This is a genomic window from Sporosarcina aquimarina, from assembly GCF_019748715.1.
GTDB lineage: Bacteria > Bacillota > Bacilli > Bacillales_A > Planococcaceae > Sporosarcina > Sporosarcina newyorkensis.
Genome location: NZ_JACLBZ010000023.1, coordinates 19,122 through 38,041 on the forward strand (window position 1 = coordinate 19,122; position 18,920 = coordinate 38,041).

Consider the following 18,920-nt stretch of genomic DNA (forward strand, 5'->3'; position numbering starts at 1 on the left):
GACTTATTGTGTAAGCAACTTTTCTGCATGTCTTTCATATATTGAATTGGAAAGGGGTGGATGAGTTGATTGACACTAAATCGATCCTGATTGATGGGAAGTCATTTCAAGCCGTGACTGTCAGACTGCCGAAGACGACGTTGCTGACAGTTTCGAATGACAGAGGATATATTATGTGCGGTGCGTTAGACGTCGGTCTGTTGAATAGTGTGCTGGCCGATCGAAAGATTATTGCAGGACGTGCGGTCGGAGTGAAAACGATTGAACAGCTGTTAGCGGCACCACTGGAATCAGTAACATTAGAAGCTGAAACATTAGGCATTACAGCAGGGATGAAAGGAACGGAAGCTCTTTTAAAAATGACATAAGGAAAGGGCACACTAATTCCATCATGAATTGGTGTGCCCTTTTTTTATATAATTAACGTTTTAATGAATGTAATCCCCGAATTCTCTCAAGTTTTAACAACACTAGGTAAATTTATACAATGATGTAAAAACCTGTGATAAAACGGATGGAGGATTGGGTACCGTTGATTGTACAATGAAAGGATCAGATATGTTTAATAAAAACGTGTTCAAAATGGATTGGATAAATTACTATAAAAGAATACCAAGATTACGGAAAACTTAAAGGAGAGAATAATAAAGTTATGAAAAAGAAAATAATATATATTATTATAGCTATATTATTGGTGTTTCTTTTATTATTTTGCACATATAAATTGATGAATTCTAGAACATTTCAATTATTTGGTGGCCTAACCAATAGTGTTGAAACAAATCAAAAAGTAGTTGCTTTAACCTTTGATGATGGACCAACTAAAAATGTTGATAGTGTTCTGGCAGTATTAAACCATTACAATATAAAAGCAACCTTTTTTCTTATTGGGAATGAAATTGAAACTAACCAAAAAGAAGCTGAAGAAATTGTGAAAGCAGGGCACCAGGTTGGGAATCATACTTATTCTCACAATCGAATGATTTTCAAATCAACTTCCTTTATCAAAGAGGAAATTGAAAAAACGGATAACTTAATTAGAAGAATCGGCTACGAAGATGAAATAGACTTCCGGCCTCCAAATGGAAAGAAATTGTTAGCCCTACCTTATTATTTAAATAAACACAAGAAAGATACTATAACCTGGAATATTGAACCCGATAGTGCTGTTGATAAAATTGATTATGTAAAGCAAAATATTAAGAATGGTTCAATTATTCTACTGCATCCTATGTATGATGAGACTGGGGAACAGCTCAAATTAATCGAAGATATAATTAAGTTATTGTTAGATGAAGATTATGAGTTTGTTACGGTGAATGAACTTCAAAAATTAAAAGATGAATAATATATATAGTTAACTAACGTAGAGACTAAATACAATTAGGTTGGTAAAATAGTATAAAAAACGCTCAGAAAAAGATCTGAGCGTTTTTACTTGCTGTTTATTTTGCTAATTCACTCTTAAAATACTTCCTAGCGTGGGTTGTTATTTACACTGTTTCAGCATTTTTCACCCCAACAAAACTGTTAGGAGATCATCTCGTGTTCATTCTTTTTCATATTTTTCTTCGCTGGAAGAGCGGTCTTTTGTTCTTCGTTGATGACGCTCTTCTTCTGCTTCCATTCGCACATCTTCTAATGGAATGGAATCCACGGTTTGCATATCCTCATGCATATCGTAAATACTTTCTTTGTCAGTCTTCAGATTTTCAGGGTTGTCCATATAAGGCCCTTTCGCATCGGGGCGATCTTTTTCCGTAAACACTTTTTTCTTTTCATTCATTAGCCATCGACTCCTTTATAGTCTTCTTCGATCATCAGCTAAGCAAATTGCCGAGTAGACCTTTTTTTCGTTCACGCGGTTGGCTGTTTGTATGTGAGCGATCACCACGCATCGGTGTGTCATTGAACTCATTAAACTGACGTGAGAGTTTATCACGTGAATCTTTGTTTCGCATCAAGTAAGCTGCACCCAAACCGAGCGCTGTTATAGCCATTCTTTTTTTCATAGTAAATTCCTCCTCATAGTAGTTGCTTATTCTCTGTTTTCCCGAATTCAATCGGAATAAACAATACAGTTTGATGACAAACAAAAGAAAGAGGGCAATCGTCTGTCGAGCTTGCCGACTTCCGACTGTCCTCTTCCATTCAAGCTTTATGCGGAAAATTTGATTGTTGCGACTATCCATACTGACGAAATTGTGTACACTCGCCGTATGCGTCTTACGCTGCTCAAACAAACTAAGAGCAGGTCTTTTACTTGCACTTACACAAAAAACTTTTTTTCGCACTACTTGGTAAACCTGTCTTTCTACGGAACCTTCAAAAACAGATTCCCAAACGAGAGTACCTTTTGCCAGTAAAGAAAATTTTCCGCCAAGGCTGTGCAGCTCTTCCAGAGTCAAAGGATCTACTTACTACTTCACACCTTTTCTTCTGTCAGTTTGCCTTGTTGGTATTTGTATACCCTGGAAAAAATAAAGGTAAACATCTTTTTAAATTTTATTTGGAATTCTTTTTAAAGTTCTTTCTTGCTCGCGGTAACTTGGTTTTTGATCTATAATATAGGACTGAGGTGAGAGCTTTGAACAAGGAATTAACAGGGAAAAGCATGAACATCCATCTTGCTGTACAAGAGCCCTATAATAGAAAGAATTTCATTCGATGAATTCTATAAATACGACGGAAACTATTTCTTGCAGTCTTGAAATTACAAAAAATGCTCGTCAAGGTATAGAACAGTGGTTTTTGAATGAGCAGGCATTGGTCTCGTCTGAGTCTGCTTTCGATATACATATTGAAAAAAAACCAGCCAATCGACAAGGGAATCAATCCTATTCCCTGTTTTTTGATCCGGATACGAATAAAAAGTTCGCAAAAGAAGTCCAGCAGCGTGTAGCGGTGATGGAATGTGTACTGAAACCTGATGGCTTTGTCGCCACGGGCTTTCATGTCAGGGGAGCGAAAGAACCTGTCCAGACAAACCGGCGGCTTCATACGGCGGTGAAATTCCGTTTGAATCGAGCGGGTGTTGCCTTGCCGATTCAGTTCTACACAAAAATGCGTGAACTGCCAATAGCGGAAGAGCGTTCGGAATACGTGAAGAAGCGAATTGAAAGTTGGGAAGGTTATCTGCAGATTGCCGAGAAAAACGCGGACGTAGAAGATATTTCCTGCACATTCACGCAAGCTAGTTTTACTAGTGATTTCACGAAGTTGCGCCTTCATTGCAGAGACTTACAAACGAAAAAATGGAAGCAGCTCAAAGGCTTCAGTGTGAAATTACTGGAGCTATCGACTGAAATCGGCCAAATCGTCGATGTCCAAAAATCCCAAAAAATCATTGTAGTAGAACTGAATCAGCGATTTCAAAAAAGATCACGGCAAGAGCAATGGCTGCCGAAAAACAATAAAAAATTAGTACTGACAAATTTTGCTGAACTAAGTCAAATCAGAAGGCTGCGAAAAGGGTTTAAAGATTTACAAGACGGTCTGGCGGCAAATGCCAATTTAGAGAAAGTTTTATTTGAAGAACGACCTGTAGTAAAAATCAATAATAAAAATCCTGACCTCGAGTTCCATAATAATTTGAATGAATTTCAGAGGGAAGCCGTAACAGGTGCCATGAAGGCGCATGATCTCTTCGTTATACAAGGACCACCCGGCACAGGTAAAACGACAGTGATTTCTGAAATCTGCTATCAGAACGTTAAAGCAGGGTTACGTACACTTGTCGCCTCCCAATCCAATCTAGCTGTAGACAACGCACTTGGCCGTTTGTTGACGGATCCGGCGACTCGTATATTGCGATACGGGCGCTCGGAAAGCATTGAAGAAGAAGGCAAGCGATTCATAGAAGAGAATGTAGCGTTGAATTGGCGAAATGAAACAATAGAAGCTGTGCAAGCGACTCGGGCCATTTATAAAACGAAGGATCTTGAAATGCAGCACCAATCAGATCAGCTGGAACGGATAATTAAACAGCAATCGGAAGCGGAAATAGATTTAAAGGAAGAGCTTGTCCGGCAAAAGCTTCTTCGAGAACAAGTAAGTGAACTAAGGAGCAAGCGCACAGCTCAGCAACATTTTTTTGAACAGCTGTCTCAGCAACTTTTGGAACGCCGAAAAAAAGTTCAACAAACAGAACAACAGCAGTCACAGAAGACGAGCGAAATTGTTGAGTTGCAATCCAAGCTGAACAGATTATCTGATACCGCCAAAGTAATGGAGCGGCTGGCGGTTTTACAAAATGGGCTGAGGAGATTAAGGCAAGCTCTACTTTATGTTGAGTTGCGAGGTAAGTTGCAAAATGCAACAGATTTATATCGGCAATTAAGAGTGCAACTAAAAGAATTACCGGCTAAGGAAAGTTCATTGAAAGCAGCGCACGAACAAGTTATTCCTATCACTAAAATGGACATCCTGCAAAAAACACTTTCCGCACAGCAGATAGAACTACCCATCCACATCGTCTTACAGATTAATGAATTGCAACGCCTAATTAAAACAATTTCATCAGGCGGGTTTTCATACGAATTTCAAGAGTGGAAAGAGCTCTACGAACGATTTCAGACGGCAATCGAAAAAACAGAACAGCTTTTGCTGACACATCGTTATCCAATTGCCACGCTTGAAAAGCGCTCTACAGATCACTTCACTACACTTCCGGAAATGCACGAGATGATCGATCGACTTGGCAGATTCTTAGTTGACCCGACTACAAAAAGAATATTGCAAACGCCAGGCGCATCTTCAGCAAAAACAGAGATTTTAAAAAAGATAGCGCAAGGAATGTCATTGTTTTATGGAAAAGAAGAAATCGTACGGACTAAGGGAGCCGAAATCCAGCAACAACAAATACGAACGGTAAAACAGCTGTTTAGTGAAGTGAAAAATGAAGTACTACAATTTCTAAAAACACAACAGCGTGACATCGCCCAAAAACAGCTGCACTTGCAACAACAAGAAGCTGAATTGCTGAAGCAACAGGAAGACATTCAACAACAGCTGGAGGATTGGCTGAACGAGAATGACCCGCCTGAAGTCCAGTGGGAAGAGCAGCAGCTGTCTTACGAAATCAGTGTAAATGAGAAAGAGGTTTTCGGTTGTCAGCAACAATTACAAGAAATTAACCAATCGACTGCATCTCTGCAAATCATGCAACAACAGCAACTGGAAACTGAAAAACAGTTAGAAGAACACCAACACCAACTTGAGATGCTAGAGGCCACTGAGCAACAACAGCAGCAAGAAAGCGAGAAGTTGCAAGAACGTATTGCCGCGCTGGCTGAACAAATGAATTCAGATGTCGAACACCAATTATCGCGAACTGTGAATGATCTCCGTGAGACGGAACACCAACTTCAGGAATTAAGCAAAGAGCGCCAACAATTGCCGGTCCTGCAGGAATTACAAGCACAGTGGGAACTCCTTTTGAAAGACGCCAATGACTATGACCTTGATGAAATACGCAAGCTCTATGTCGAACACGCGAATGTGATTGGCACTACGTGTGTCGCTTCCGCCTCGAAAAAATTCATGGAAGAATATCCAATGTTCGATGTGGTCATTATTGATGAAGTTTCGAAAGCGACACCGCCTGAATTGTTGCTGCCTATGCTGAAAGGGAAAAAAGTCATTCTCGTTGGCGACCACCATCAATTGCCGCCGTTAGTCGGACAAGAGACAATGGATGAGCTGGTGGATCAGCAAAAAGACGCGGAAGTCCAGCGTGAGATGAAAAAACTATTGAATGAATCTTTATTCGAAAGGTTATTCAGAACGCTGCCTAAGCAGAATAAAACGATGCTCAGCATCCAATATCGTATGCATGAACGAATCATGGAGACGATAGCACCTTTTTATAAGGAAGGGAATTACCAATTGCAATGCGGATTGCCCGATTCAGATCAAATGCGCGACCATCTACTGGAGAGCTCCATGTTCACACGGGACGATCATTTACTATGGTTGGACACACCGAATAAACCTTCATTTTACGAAGACAAAGTAAAAGGCGGAACAAGTCGGTTTAATGAATCGGAACTCCAAATTATCCGAAATACAATGCTTGAGCTGGAGCAAGCGACAGAACAGGCGAAGCTGGAAGGACGGATAAAAACAGAAGACAGAAAGAGTGTCGGCGTCATCAGCTTTTACGGCGAACAAGTGAAGCAAATTGATCGATTGATCCAACAGGAACTGCGGCCGAAACAGCTGCATTGCCGAACAGGCTCTGTTGATAAATTTCAAGGAATGGAAATGGACGTCGTCATTTTGAGCTTCGTCCGAAATCATGGAGACCCAAGTGGAGAGATCGGTTTTGCTAAGGACTATCGCCGGTTGAATGTGGCATTGTCCAGAGCTAGAGAATTGCTAATTATAGTAGGAAGTTCTGAAATGTTCACAATCAAAACGAAAAATAAGTCTACACGCGAAATGTACAGCCAGCTACAAGAAATTGTTGAGCAACATGGTCGTCTTGTAAAAATGGAAGGCTAAAGAAAGAAAGGTGAGCACGTGGACTCGCTGCGGAAGAAATTACAGAAAGAGTTACAGCAGCAACCCGACTTGCAAATAAAGCAGTCTGCCAGTTGGGGATTACCTGTACAGCTTGTAAAAGTACCATATTCGACAATCAAACGTACGACGATGGATATCTTGATGAAAATGATTTTACTGACAATACAAAAGTTAGATGTTACGGAGCCAAAAATCATTGCGGATTTTCTTGCGGTGGAGCCGTTGTTTGTAAAGGATTTATTCGAGAAGATGCAACGGACAAAAATGATACAGCAGCGAAAGGGTATCTTTGAACTGACGAAGATTGGGGTGGAACAGCTACAATCAGGGGTCTATGAGCATCCCCCTGAAAAAAATGAAAAGAACTTTTATTATAGTTTGTCTCACAGGGAGATAGTATGTGAAGAAAAAGAAAATATTCTTACTACAAAAGTCCCGCCATTTCGTCTTGCAAAAAAACAAGTTCACAACGTTGAAAACTTCGATAGAGAACTATTACGCATAGCGCTGCTTTCTGTTGAGACGGAAACGTCGGAAGGTTCCTTGCAAATGGTAGTGGATAAAATAGAAACACCTATTCAACTAGCGGATAAACTCATCCCTTGCATGGAGTTTTTAGTATACAATCGTGTCGAAAAAGTCTATTTTACGAGAGTTTGGAATACGCTCACGGAACAATGGGATGAAGTTCTTGAAAAGTATATAGAAGAAATGGATCCTCTTACATCACAAAGTTGAAAAGACTGTCCTGAAAGTTAGAAAACTCTTTTAGTGACGTCCTTCTTTTCTGTGATCAAGCAAGATTCACACCAATACTGCATGGCGCTACACCAAAACCATTCAGAACCGAACGAAACTACTTTAAGACTGCACATTTATTAAGCCAAACCGAACCAAACTACACTCTGAACGTACTAAACAGGCTTTACACCGCACATTTAGCCTTTTCTAGCAATTCAAAGAAAAAGATAAAATGCTTTCTCAACACAAAAAGGAGCACCCTGAAAAGTCGGGTGTTCCTTTTTGAATAGATGAGTTTCATTTATCCCAAAATAGAAACGTGTAATACCAAGATGGATCAGGGCCAACGAGAAGATTTCCCTCGAGTTGCTCCCGAAGATTTGGGATCTCTCCGAAGTTCCGCTAATTCTTTTGCAATTTCTTCTTTCATATCGCCAGGCCTGATTTTTTGTTTCTTCGGCGTCTGCGGAAGAGAACTTGAAGCATTACTGCCCTTTGTATGTTCGTCTCGTCCCATGTTGATCGCTCCTTTCTAAAGTTGAAATCAATATAAGTTGGCTGTTCTTCAGAAAATTATACGAGTTGCTTTAAAAAGTAGAAAGCAGATTAATGGAACACAAAAGACTAAGCAAACTGAAAAAGGGGAATAGGCTTAGTAGCTTACTAGCTGGTTACTATGTTAGCTGCTTTACGAATATAGTGAGGAGGACTTCAAATGGAATATGGATTAAACGCAGCAAAGCTCGCTGTTGGTATTTTAATGCTCATTTTCATTCTTCGGTTACTGGGGAAGAAGGAATTAGCGCAAATCACTCCATATGATGTAGTGTATTTGCTTGTATTTGGAGGGATTCTAGAAGAAAGTTTATATGATAAAAAGATTACTCTACTTCACTTTATCTTCTCTATTAGCGTATGGGCAGTCATGATCTACTTAATAGAAAGGTTGGCGATGAAATTCAATGTATTTCGCAAGCTGTTGAAAGGTTCGCCTGATCAAATTATAGGGGATGGCAAGCTCAATATGCATTTGATCAGTAAAAATCAGCTGGATATGGAACAGCTCCGTGAGATGTTGAGAAGGCAAGGGATTTTTTCACTGCGGGAAGTGAAGGATTTATACGTGGAGCCGAGCGGTGAATTTTCAATCAATCAATATGCACAATATAAGCCGGTTACCGCAGGAGATATGAAATTGAATATCCCTGAAGAAGATCCATCCGTATTGTTAATTGATCAAGGTAAAGTGAAACATGAAACACTGCAATTTATCGATAAGACTGAAGAATGGTTGCGTGAACAGCTAAATGAAAAAAAGTATACTGATTTAAAACAAATCCTGTATTGTGAATGGTCGAAAACAGAAGGTTTTTTTATTAGGACACGCCAAGAGATAATTGATAAGAAATAGTAGTTAGATAGTTAGACGGTACATTTTCTTTGATAATTCTTTATACCGATTCGAAGTAAATACGTATTTTTTTGTTTAGAAACTGGCGAACTGGGAATATAACTACTAAGCTTGTCGACGAGCTAAAAATTTTAAAAAATCGCTAGGAGGAAGTACTAATGGCTAACCGAAACAATCGCGACAATAACAACAAAGACAACAACAACAAAATGACTCTTGAAGAAGCGGGACGTAAAGGTGGAGAAGCTACCTCTAAAAATCATGACCGCGAATTCTACGAGGAAATCGGACGTAAAGGCGGAGAGGCAACAGCCGAGAATCATGACCGCGAATTTTATGAAGAAATTGGCCGTAAAGGTGGAGAAGCCACAGCCGAAAACCACGACCGTGAATTCTATGAAGAGATCGGCCGTAAAGGCGGAGAGGCACGTGCCGAACAGAGTAACAACAGTAATAACAACGGCAAAATGAGCCAAGAAGAAGCTGGCCGCAAAGGCGGAGAAGCGCGTTCAAAGAATCGAAGTAACAACAACAACGATGACAACGATAATGACAACAATGGCAAGATGAGCCGTGAAGAAGCTGGCCGTAAAGGCGGAGAAGCTCGTGCCAGACAGCGTAAAAATAATAACAGCGACGAGAAATAAGTTAAATTTTTCTCAACCTAATAATCTAACAAATAGGGTATTCTAGAATCGATTGAAACGATTCTAGAATACCCTTTTTTGTTGTCGGATAATGTAGAGCAACTTCTACTTGTGTCAATTTTACTACTATAAGTAAAAAAATATTGATTAATATCTTTTGGGGGTATATACTACTAGTATTATAGCGTTGTTGTTATATTGATAAAGTAAAAAGACAGATAAAAAAGGGAAGAACGAGAATGAACAATCAACTAGTGTCTGATCAATTGTATCAGTTGGTTTTTGCTGTTATGAAGAAAGTTCAAATGGATGTTCCAATTCGTGAAGTTCATGATGGTGTAAATATGAGTTATAACTTTATTGGCAAATATATAGGGTATGATACGAAGCGATTGGCAACAGCACATCAAGAGATGGCACCGTTTTGCACGATTGAAACATATGTGCAGACAATCACTTTGCATGAGCTTGGTCATGTGATGGATCAAGAGGCATTAGAAGCATCGTTAACAAAAACATTAGAATTTTTTACGATGAGGAAAAGTTTTACGATGAATCAAATATTTAAAGATCTTGACCTCCTTGGAATGCTCATAGAAGAAGATCTAATGAATAAGGTGTTCGAAGAAACGGCTTGGGAAAATGCAGCTCGTTTGAATGAGCAGTATGGCTTGATCGAAACTGAATGTTTTGAACAAATACGTAAAAATAGTCTCGCTACGTATGAAATGGTTTACGAAGAGGACTTATATTATTATGAAGAACTTAAACGGCAGGCGAACATCGAGCTGGCGTGTTAAATATAAAAAACCAATTGGTCAGTTTAGTTAACCAATTGGTTTTTTTATGCCTGAAAAATCATAAAAATAATCCCAAGCTTCTTGGATACCACCTGCAAAATTTGTGGTTGCCCGGTAAATTAATGGATGTGTGGGGAGTTCATCCAATTCCTGCTGTGCATTTCCTACAATTACAGCTGGATAAGGTAATGAAAGCATTTGTGCATCGTTTCCTGAGTCTCCGGCTAACAAGACGTTAACATCTTGAGCCGCATATTGACGCAGCGCATAATCCACTGCAGCTCCTTTGCCGCTTCGTTCAGGTAACAGATCCACGTCCCGGTCGGAACTGAAGACGAAATGGTGTGGAATACCTTCGCTCTTTAGTCCCGTTTCAAAGAGATGGACAGACTCGGCATGTCCCGGCTCTACTGTAAACGAAATTCGTTTCGTATGGGGCAAGTCTTGCCGATGCAGAAAAGGAAATCTGCTGGCTACACGAAGAATACTTGAAGGTTGCCAGTTTTCATTTACCCAGTCATGCCACTTCGAATCTTCTTCCAGAGTAGTTGCCTCATAGATGGACGTGCCTACATCGGTGATCCACAAATCAGGTAGAGGAAGCTGTTCCTCCTCCATCAAGTGTAAAGCAGAATCCAAATGTCTTCCTGTTACATAGATGAGTGCTGGTTCTACCTTAGACTCCTCATGAAATTCAAATAAAGCTGTGAGTGCTGCCGGATCACCTGCCAACGTGTTATCCAAATCAGTCGCCAGCAAGTACGATTTTTTCTTCATAATACGCTCCTTTGTATAAATTGGCCATTTTATAAGCCAGTACTGACCAGTTAAACTCTTGCTGTGCATATACGGCTGCACGTTGTCCAAGAGCTTTGGCATATGAAGGGTTGTGCAGAAGAATAGTCATTGCTTCTGCCAATTGTGCGGGGTTCTTATGTTTGACATGCAAGCCGGTTAACTCATGCTTCACTACATCTTGTAATCCGCCCACTTTTGAGGCAATTACCGGACTGCCGCATGCCTGAGCCTCGGCTGCTACCATTCCAAACGATTCGTAATAAGAGGGAACAATCGTTGCAACCGCATTGTTGAATAATTTAGCCAACTGTTGTTGACTTTGAGGACCGATAAATTTTACTCGATGTTCAATACCTTTGAGGGCCGTCCGCAATTTCTCGCTTCGAGGCAGTTGATTTAGAGGGTCCACGCTATCTTGACTCCCTCCAGCGATAAGCAGATTAGGGTGTGAAGACAAACGTTCTTTGCGAATTAGCAGTTTAAAAGCGTTTAGTAATGTATAGATACCTTTCGTTGTTTGCAGTCTGCCTGCAAAAGCAAAGTATGGCTGGACTTTCGGAATCCGTTGGGAAGGCTTGAATGCTTTGTCAACTCCGATTGAAATCACATGTGTAGTTGCAGGCTTGTCCACAAATTGCTGAATCAATTCCTTCTCTGTTTTCGATGTGGCAACTATATGGTCAGCGGTACTAAGTATCATTTTTTCTGTTAGTAACCGAAGTGCTTCCGAATTGCCCGTAGCTTTCTTCTTTGCAATGCCGAGCGAATGATTCGTATGAACCCAGGGTAGTTGATAATCCTCTTTAATAAAGGAACCGACTAAACCGGAAAGCCAATAATGTGTATGGATTAAATCGTAGGAGTATAAAGGAACTGAAGCAGCGAGCTCCCTATAAAAATCAGGCATTAGTTGAAATAGCTTGCTCTTTGGAACATATTTCTGCTCTCCCGCTGCAATTCGTATAACACGACATGCTTCACCGAAATGTTCTATTTGGGGAGTTGAAAGACTATTCCAATGTGTAGCAACATCAACGGAGTATCCTTCTTTTTCTAGTGCAAGTGCGAGCTGTTTGACGTAATTATTTTGCCCGCCTGCTTGTTCACTACCCAATGGCTCAAGGGGATCGCCGTGATCTGAGATGAATAATATTTTTCTTTTCAAGTCTTTTTCTCCTCTCTTATCTTGTATTCTTTAAATTTTTAAGTAGCTGTGCCTATCTTGTTATTCCCTGAACATGGTAAGTGAAACATGAACTGTTTAAATTTATCGAAAAAGGGTAAAGAAGAAGGAATAAAGGAGGCGATAGAATGAGGCTGAAAGACCACAATATAATTCTTGCATGTTGGTGTACTATTAAGATATGGATCGCCTATTTACTAGTAAAAATATTTTATAGAAATGACAGGGAAACCATTGTGTTGGTTGGAGGGAATTTAGGAGAAAAGTATGAAGATAACGCCGCTGTCTTCCATCAATATTTAGTGAATAATTATACAGAACAAATGAAAATATACTGGATGTATGATCCGAAATTCGACTACATAAATCAGCATGCGATTCCACACGCAGTCCCGCTTGGCAGCTTTCGGAATTATTTATTGTTTTTCAGAGCAAGCTATACCGTCCATGGTCATTCAATTATTTATGACCTCGCGCCATTTATGGACCGTTATATTTTCCTTAACAAGAAGGCAGAGATGCTTCATATTAGCCACGGAATTGAATGTTTTAAAAAGATTTTAATCCAGAAAGAAGATGTTCCTTTACTGAAGAGATGCAATTATTTTAACTGTGCATCTAATTATGAGTATGAAATTAAACGGAATGAATGGAAGATGCCTGAGGAAAAGCTGATTATTACAGGGATGGCTCGTTTTGATCGTTTGCCTCCGAATGAACCTCCTGTGCATATGAAACGATTGATGTTGATGCTCACCTGGAGAGAATGGCTGTTTGATTTATCGGAAAAAGAATTTCAAGAGAGTGAGTATTTTCAAGCTACGGTCGGACTTCTGAAAAGTGAAAAATTGCAGTCCTTGCTTACTGATCATCAATTGGAATTGCGTGTTATTCTGCATCCATTCATGAAAAAATATGAAGACCAATTTCGGATGGATGGATATATGAATGAGCGTATGTCTTTTTTTAGTTTCGGAGAAATTTTGGTCATGGAAGAGTTAAATGAAGCGGATATGCTTATAACGGACTATTCCAGCATTTCATGGGATTTCCTGTATATGAATAAACCGATTATTTTCTATACCTTTGATCAAAAGGAATTTTTGTCTAATCGTGGTTCGTATTTGGATTTAGATAAGGATTTATATGGCTATAAGGCGAACACGCAGAATGAAGTTTTATCTTACTTATCACATGTTCTAAATGATAAAAAATATGATAATCCATATTTCGACAAGGCTGCGAACTATATTGATTTCTTCGATCAGCAAAACTGTGAACGCTTGGCGACTGAGTTATTCAGCAAGCACTATGTAACTAAACGGACGGGTTTTAAAGACAAACATGCCTTACCAGACGATTTTTCCCTTGTTTCCAATGAGGCAGTACAGTATAACTGTAATAAGTAGAAATCAATTACGCCTCGGCGTAATTGAGTCCGGATTTTGAATTGTGCTGGCACAATTAACTCCATACAAAATCTGTGACACCCACCGGAGGCTTAGGTCAACAGGATGTTGATCATGCAGGCGTTGTCACAGGATGTGGCGATCTTAGCCTGCGTACTTCTCTTGTTCAGCAGGCGCTTGAATACCCACTGAACAAGATATCACACACCACCTCTAAAGGTGGGAGTCTTCTGCTGAATAAAGATAAAGGGAAATGGGTGAGGCAGTGGATCAGCGTAAAGAACAATGGTCATCAAAACTTGGATTTATCATGTCGTCGGCCGGTGCGGCGATTGGCCTGGGGGCTATTTGGAAGTTCCCGTATGTAACAGGGATGAGCGGCGGAGGAGCATTCTTCTTGTTGTTTGTGGTGTTCACTATCTTGATTGGATTGCCGATGCTGATTTCAGAATTCATTATTGGACGAGGTTCCGGGAAAGAAGCGATCAGTGCCTACAAACAGCTGGCTCCTGCGAGTGCTTGGCCATGGATTGGCCGGTTGGGAGTCGCAGGTTGTTTTCTCTTGCTATCTTTTTATAGTGTTGTAGGTGGATGGGTATTCGTCTACAGCGGGTTATCGGTTACAGGCAAGATCATCAGCGAAGGGGCCTCCTACTCAGAGCAGTTCGGTTCAATTGTCGGTTCGCCAATCACTACATTAATCGGACTGTTGCTGTTTACGATTGTCAATGTATGGGTGGTTTCTTCTGGCATCCAGAACGGTATCGAAAAGGCGAATAAATATATGATGCCGTTGCTTTTTATCTTCTTTATTATTCTAGTTGTGCGTTCACTGACGTTGAACGGAGCAATGGAAGGTGTTTCATTTTTCCTGAAGCCTGACTTTTCGAGTATTACTAGGGAGTCGGTGCTATACGCTCTCGGACAATCATTTTTCTCTCTAGCCGTCGGTTTTTCATGTATGGTCACGTATAGTTCATACTTGAAAAAAGATGTCAGTTTGACGTCTTCTGCAACCTCTGTTGTAGGGATGAATATATTCGTTTCTCTGTTGGCTGGTTTGGCTATTTTCCCGGCAGTATTTGCATTTGGACAAGAGCCCGCAGCTGGTCCTGAATTATTATTCATAGTACTGCCGGCAGTCTTTTCTCAACTGCCGCTAGGGCAAGTGTTCTTGGCATTATTCTTGATTCTGTTTTTATTTGCAACATTGACTTCATCGTTTAGTTTATATGAAATCATTGTGGCAGCAATGACAGCGAGCGGAAAACGTTCGCGAAAGATGGTTACATGGCTGATAGGTATTGTGGTGTTTGTGGCTGCAATTCCATCTGCACTTTCGTCGAGTACTTTGTCAGGTGTCCTTCTGTTCGATAAAAGTATATTCGATGCGACGGATTTCTTGGTCAGTAATATTTTGTTGCCTTCAGGCAGTCTGTTAATTGCGATCTTCATAATACGCCGAATGGATCAAGTGTTAGTGCGCGAGGAATTTAGGCTGATGAGCCAGAAATCTCAAGGCTATTATCCTTTATGGAATTTTCTGATGAAATGGATTGTCCCTTTAACGATTGTCGTTGTATTCTTGAATACCTTGGGAATAGTGAGATAGAAGAATAAGTTCTGAAATGTAAACAAGTGATGAAAACCAATTGGTTTTCATCACTTGTTTTTTGATTCGAGAATAATAAAATCTTTACAAGTGTAGTATATTCCGTCTTTTCGTATGAGAAGTAAATAGTTTGGTAAGACTGTGGGGAAATCTTAGAACGAAAGAGGGAGTAGCATGTTGAGGTTAACTATAAGTGTATTGGCAGTTATGATTTTATTTTTAAGCCCTGTAAATGTTCAGGCTGTGGAGCTTGGGATTGCGCCGGATGGAGAGCTATTGAAAGTAAGTCTTTTGGAAAAACAGAATAGTCCTGAAAAGACAGAAAGGTATACAGTAAAGAGTGGCGACACTTTATATCGGATCGCCTTTAATCAAGGTCTTTCGGTAGAAACATTGAAGTTATGGAATGGGATGACAACGGATAGTATTCATCCGGGCGATGAACTGATAGTAGTCTCGAATCCTAATAAACTTTCAGTGATAGATCAAGTAAAACAGAAGGAAACTGAGCCTGTACAGTCTGTCGCAGCAGAACAAGCGACGCCCAAAGAACTGACGATGACCGCTACAGCTTATACAGCTTATTGCGAAGGCTGTTCGGGCACGACGTATACTGGGCAAAATTTGCGGACCAATCCCGACCAAAAAGTGATCGCAGTGGATCCAGAAGTGGTTCCTATCGGTTCAAAAGTTTGGGTGGAGAATTACGGTGAAGCGATTGCGGGAGATATAGGAGGAGCAATTAAAGGCAATAAAATAGACGTATTCATTCCATCTTATGATCGTGCAATGGAATGGGGCGTGAAACAAGTTAAGATACGGATTTTGGATTGACGAAAAAAGGGGCTGCCCGATCTGTATTTCTGCAGATCAAGCAGCCCTAAACTGGAGTGTAGGGTAAAACTAGAAATAAAGAAAAGGAATTTAATTTGCCGCTGTTTTGCTTGCTTGCAGGAAACGTTCATTTACAACGTCCCAGTCAACCGTGTGCCACCAATTTTGAATAAATTCGGGACGACGATTCTGATATGCAAGATAATAGGCATGTTCCCATACATCGATCACGAGTAGCGGTGTTTTTCCATCTTTCAAAGGCGTATCTTGGTTTGGTGTGCTCATAATGGATAACTTGCCTTGATCCAATACGAGCCATCCATATCCACTGCCGAATCGCTGGATGGCCGCTTTGGACAGTAAGTCTTGAAAGTTATCGAACGTCTGAAAGTACTTTTCAATTTCTCGCTTAATGTCCGCTGTCGGTTCACCTTTACTTTTCGGGGTCATGGATTCCCAGAATAAGCTATGGCAATAATGTCCGCCGCCGTTATTTTGAACAGCTGTCCGAATGTCAACTGGAACCTGATCAAGATCAGTCAATAAGGATTCAAGAGATTTAGACTGAAGCTCTGTATGGTTTTCCAATGTAGCATTCAGGTTGTTGACATACGTTTGGTGGTGTTTGCCATGATGGATTTCCAATGTGCGGGCATCGATGTAGGGTTCAAGACCGTCAACTGCGTACGGCAAATCAGGAAGAATAAATGGCTTCAAATTTTCACCTCCAAAGAAACGATTTAGAAAGTTAAAAGTTGCCCTAAGGAAATAAAGTTTCCTTAGGGCAACTTTAATATAAAATCTAAAAGATAGCAAGACTTTTCATAGGCTGTCTCATAAATGAATCGAAAGAACTGGTAATTGTTTAATCTGAATTTAGATGAATTCAGTTACATTAGTTGAATATCCTTGTTAGCAAGTTTACCTTTTTTCTCGCAGGGAATAGTTTTATAAAGCGAGGGATATCTTAATGAACAAACGAATGATCTTCTATTTAACTGTAATATTAATTAGTTTGAGCCCTCTTGCTAACCAGTCTGCTGCTGCAAATAAAACGAGTGGAACAATAAGTGTGGTCTCATTTGATGGAATGGGTTATATGGATACACAGCGTTATAAGGAGAAAGGATTTATGCCGAATCTTGAGAAGTTCGAACAGGAAGCAGCCTTTGCAACAGATTTCGTCACAGTTATGCCTTCGTTAACGGCTCCCTCTCATGCAACTCTGGCTACAGGAGCTAGTCCGTCAAAGACAGGTATAGTTAGTAATCAATTTCATTCTACAGGTGAACAAGTGAAAGATGACCAGAGTGGATTCTCCCAAACTTTAGGTGTGACACCTGTTTGGAAAGAAGCTAGAAAACAAGGGGATGTTACAGCGACGGTAGCTTTTCCGGATTCAAATCCTGATAACGCTTCAGCGGCCACATATGCTGTTTATTCGGATGGTACGTTGGCGAAATCCAAATTGCATGATTTGGAATTTGCTCCGATTGATGATGGCCGGATAGATCAATTACCTACTGACAATTCCGCCGTTCAGGAAGCAGTAATTTCACTGGATATTAAGGATTTTCCGGCACAGCAGTTGTTTGTGTTAGCGGTGTCTGAAAATAAAGGGAAAGAACCATTGATATATTTATCGACGGATCAAAAAAAGATAGGAAAACAAGTTTCTTTAAAGGACTGGATAGCTGTTCCATTGAATCTCCCTTCGGTGGATAGTGCCGGATTCTATGTGAAATTTAAAGGGAATTCTCAAAAAATAGATGAACTGCAACTCTTCCAAGGAACCGTCATGGGAGGTATTTATAGAGGTCCAGAACAATTTGGGAATGAACTAGCTTCCGAATTCGGTTTCTATCCAGCGGCGGATGAAATCGACGCATTTGAAAGAGGAGATATTTCAAGGGAAGAATATGAACAGGCGGGGGAACGATTTATAGACTGGGTGACAGATGTCAGCTTGTATATAAAAGAACGATATGAACCTGACTTGTTATTTTATTATTATCCCCATGTAGATAACGAATTGCATAACTTTTTGCTGAGAGACCCTGCGCAGCCGGGCTATACAATAGAGAATGTTCAGGAAAAAGAAGCATATGTCAGTTGGGCGTTTCAACAGGCGGATCTAACTATTGGACGTATCACGGATGACCTCAATGACAATGATCATTTATTGCTTGTTTCCGACCATGGTTTGGAACCGATTCACACTAGACTTTCACCAAACAAAGAACTTGAAAAAGCCGGGTTGCTAGCAACAGATAAGAATGGAAAAATCATTACTTCCAAAACAAAAGCCTATGCGGAAGCAAGCGGTACAATTGCCCATGTCTATGTGAATTTGAAAGGACGAGAGAAAAAGGGAATCGTGGAGCCTGAGGAATTTGAAAATGTAAAGCGAGAGGCAATGAAAGTATTTCAAAATAGGGAAATGTTCTCTTCCTCCATCGCTAAACCTTCACCAGAAGGCGCACCAGTTTTCCAATGGTTAACTGGTCGAACTACATTTAACTACACTTATCCAACTTCGTCCATATTATCTAAGCAAGACTCGTCCAATTTGAATCCGTATGAAAAAGTGTGGGTAGAAGAGATGCCGGACTATGATGAAGTGAACAACGAAAATAGCGGAGATATCCTGCTATCTGCTGCCCCTGGATTTTTAATGGGGAAAGATGCAAAAACTGCAATTGAACCGACAAAGGAATTGGGAAGTCATGGTGGAAATCCCGAAAGAAAAAGCTTACGTCCTATACTTTACGCATTTGGTCCCATGATTGAATCTGGCGAAATGACAGAAAGGATTTCCATGACAGATATTGCACCAAGTCTATATGAATTATTAGGTTTGCAAACACCTGAATTTGTAGAAGGTAAACCAATTTGGAGTTTAGAATAATTATTCAATTAATAGGATATATATAAGTATTAGAAATCAATACTTTTATGAA

17 protein-coding genes are annotated in these 18,920 nt (G+C 40.2%); 11 read left to right on the forward strand and 6 right to left on the reverse strand.

What is annotated here, in order from left to right; all coding sequences use genetic code 11:
* The first annotated feature begins 65 nt into the window (after positions 1–65).
* On the forward strand, positions 66–368 hold the full coding sequence (locus tag H7J92_RS11500; protein ID WP_040759820.1) for a YunC family protein: 303 nt from the start codon (positions 66–68) through the stop codon (positions 366–368).
* Positions 369–652: 284 nt separating this feature from the next.
* A complete protein-coding gene (locus H7J92_RS11505) occupies positions 653–1,348 on the forward strand; it encodes a polysaccharide deacetylase family protein (RefSeq protein WP_221837034.1) in 696 nt (231 codons plus the stop codon).
* A gap of 201 nt (positions 1,349–1,549) precedes the next feature.
* Here the strand turns inward: H7J92_RS11505 and H7J92_RS11510 are convergent, their stop codons facing one another.
* Together H7J92_RS11510 and H7J92_RS11515 are read right to left on the reverse strand one after the other, a co-directional pair.
* Positions 1,550–1,786: a hypothetical protein gene (locus H7J92_RS11510; protein ID WP_078818431.1), complete on the reverse strand. Its 237-nt coding sequence runs from the start codon at positions 1,784–1,786 to the stop codon at positions 1,550–1,552.
* Between the two features lie 34 nt (positions 1,787–1,820).
* Positions 1,821–2,012, reverse strand: a complete 192-nt coding sequence (locus tag H7J92_RS11515) for a hypothetical protein (protein WP_221837096.1) — start codon at positions 2,010–2,012, stop codon at positions 1,821–1,823.
* A 655-nt stretch (positions 2,013–2,667) separates the two neighbouring features.
* Between H7J92_RS11515 and H7J92_RS11520 the strand changes: the two genes are divergently transcribed.
* Both H7J92_RS11520 and H7J92_RS11525 read left to right on the forward strand, forming a co-directional pair.
* Positions 2,668–6,504, forward strand: coding sequence for a DEAD/DEAH box helicase (locus H7J92_RS11520; protein WP_221837035.1), 3,837 nt, complete (start codon positions 2,668–2,670; stop codon positions 6,502–6,504).
* 18 nt (positions 6,505–6,522) lie between these two features.
* Complete coding sequence (locus tag H7J92_RS11525; protein ID WP_221837036.1) at positions 6,523–7,263, forward strand: hypothetical protein; 741 nt, start codon at positions 6,523–6,525, stop codon at positions 7,261–7,263.
* Between the two features lie 340 nt (positions 7,264–7,603).
* On the opposite strand, the gene H7J92_RS11530 is transcribed toward H7J92_RS11525, so the two are convergent.
* A complete protein-coding gene (locus H7J92_RS11530; RefSeq protein WP_078818426.1) occupies positions 7,604–7,783 on the reverse strand; it encodes a hypothetical protein in 180 nt (59 codons plus the stop codon).
* A gap of 198 nt (positions 7,784–7,981) precedes the next feature.
* On the opposite strand from H7J92_RS11530, the gene H7J92_RS11535 reads away from it, so the two are divergent.
* From H7J92_RS11535 to H7J92_RS11545, 3 genes are all read left to right on the forward strand, one after another.
* Positions 7,982–8,677 carry a DUF421 domain-containing protein gene (locus H7J92_RS11535; RefSeq protein WP_221837038.1) on the forward strand — a complete coding sequence of 232 codons (696 nt, stop codon included), beginning with the start codon at positions 7,982–7,984 and terminating at the stop codon, positions 8,675–8,677.
* Between the two features lie 158 nt (positions 8,678–8,835).
* On the forward strand, positions 8,836–9,324 hold the full coding sequence (locus H7J92_RS11540; RefSeq protein ID WP_221837040.1) for a KGG domain-containing protein: 489 nt from the start codon (positions 8,836–8,838) through the stop codon (positions 9,322–9,324).
* Between the two features lie 239 nt (positions 9,325–9,563).
* Positions 9,564–10,124, forward strand: coding sequence for an integrase (locus H7J92_RS11545; protein WP_221837042.1), 561 nt, complete (start codon positions 9,564–9,566; stop codon positions 10,122–10,124).
* Between the two features lie 27 nt (positions 10,125–10,151).
* On the opposite strand, the gene H7J92_RS11550 is transcribed toward H7J92_RS11545, so the two are convergent.
* Together H7J92_RS11550 and H7J92_RS11555 are read right to left on the reverse strand one after the other, a co-directional pair.
* Positions 10,152–10,901, reverse strand: a complete 750-nt coding sequence (locus H7J92_RS11550; protein WP_221837044.1) for an HAD-IIB family hydrolase — start codon at positions 10,899–10,901, stop codon at positions 10,152–10,154.
* Positions 10,870–12,087, reverse strand: a complete 1,218-nt coding sequence (locus tag H7J92_RS11555; RefSeq protein WP_221837045.1) for a glycosyltransferase — start codon at positions 12,085–12,087, stop codon at positions 10,870–10,872. The genes H7J92_RS11550 and H7J92_RS11555 overlap by 32 nt, the downstream gene beginning before the upstream one ends.
* Before the next feature lie 146 nt (positions 12,088–12,233).
* Between H7J92_RS11555 and H7J92_RS11560 the strand changes: the two genes are divergently transcribed.
* From H7J92_RS11560 to H7J92_RS11570, 3 genes are all read left to right on the forward strand, one after another.
* Positions 12,234–13,514 (forward strand): CDP-glycerol glycerophosphotransferase family protein, encoded by a 1,281-nt coding sequence (locus H7J92_RS11560; RefSeq protein ID WP_221837047.1) that lies wholly within the window; start codon positions 12,234–12,236, stop codon positions 13,512–13,514.
* Between the two features lie 253 nt (positions 13,515–13,767).
* A complete protein-coding gene (locus H7J92_RS11565) occupies positions 13,768–15,126 on the forward strand; it encodes a sodium-dependent transporter (RefSeq protein ID WP_221837050.1) in 1,359 nt (452 codons plus the stop codon).
* A gap of 174 nt (positions 15,127–15,300) precedes the next feature.
* Entirely contained in the window at positions 15,301–15,960 is a 660-nt protein-coding gene (locus H7J92_RS11570; protein WP_245799535.1) for a 3D domain-containing protein, read from the forward strand.
* Between the two features lie 90 nt (positions 15,961–16,050).
* Here the strand turns inward: H7J92_RS11570 and H7J92_RS11575 are convergent, their stop codons facing one another.
* Entirely contained in the window at positions 16,051–16,677 is a 627-nt protein-coding gene (locus H7J92_RS11575) for a superoxide dismutase (protein WP_078818418.1), read from the reverse strand.
* 253 nt (positions 16,678–16,930) lie between these two features.
* Between H7J92_RS11575 and H7J92_RS11580 the strand changes: the two genes are divergently transcribed.
* Complete coding sequence (locus H7J92_RS11580; protein WP_221837053.1) at positions 16,931–18,868, forward strand: alkaline phosphatase family protein; 1,938 nt, start codon at positions 16,931–16,933, stop codon at positions 18,866–18,868.
* The last annotated feature ends 52 nt before the right edge of the window (positions 18,869–18,920 follow it).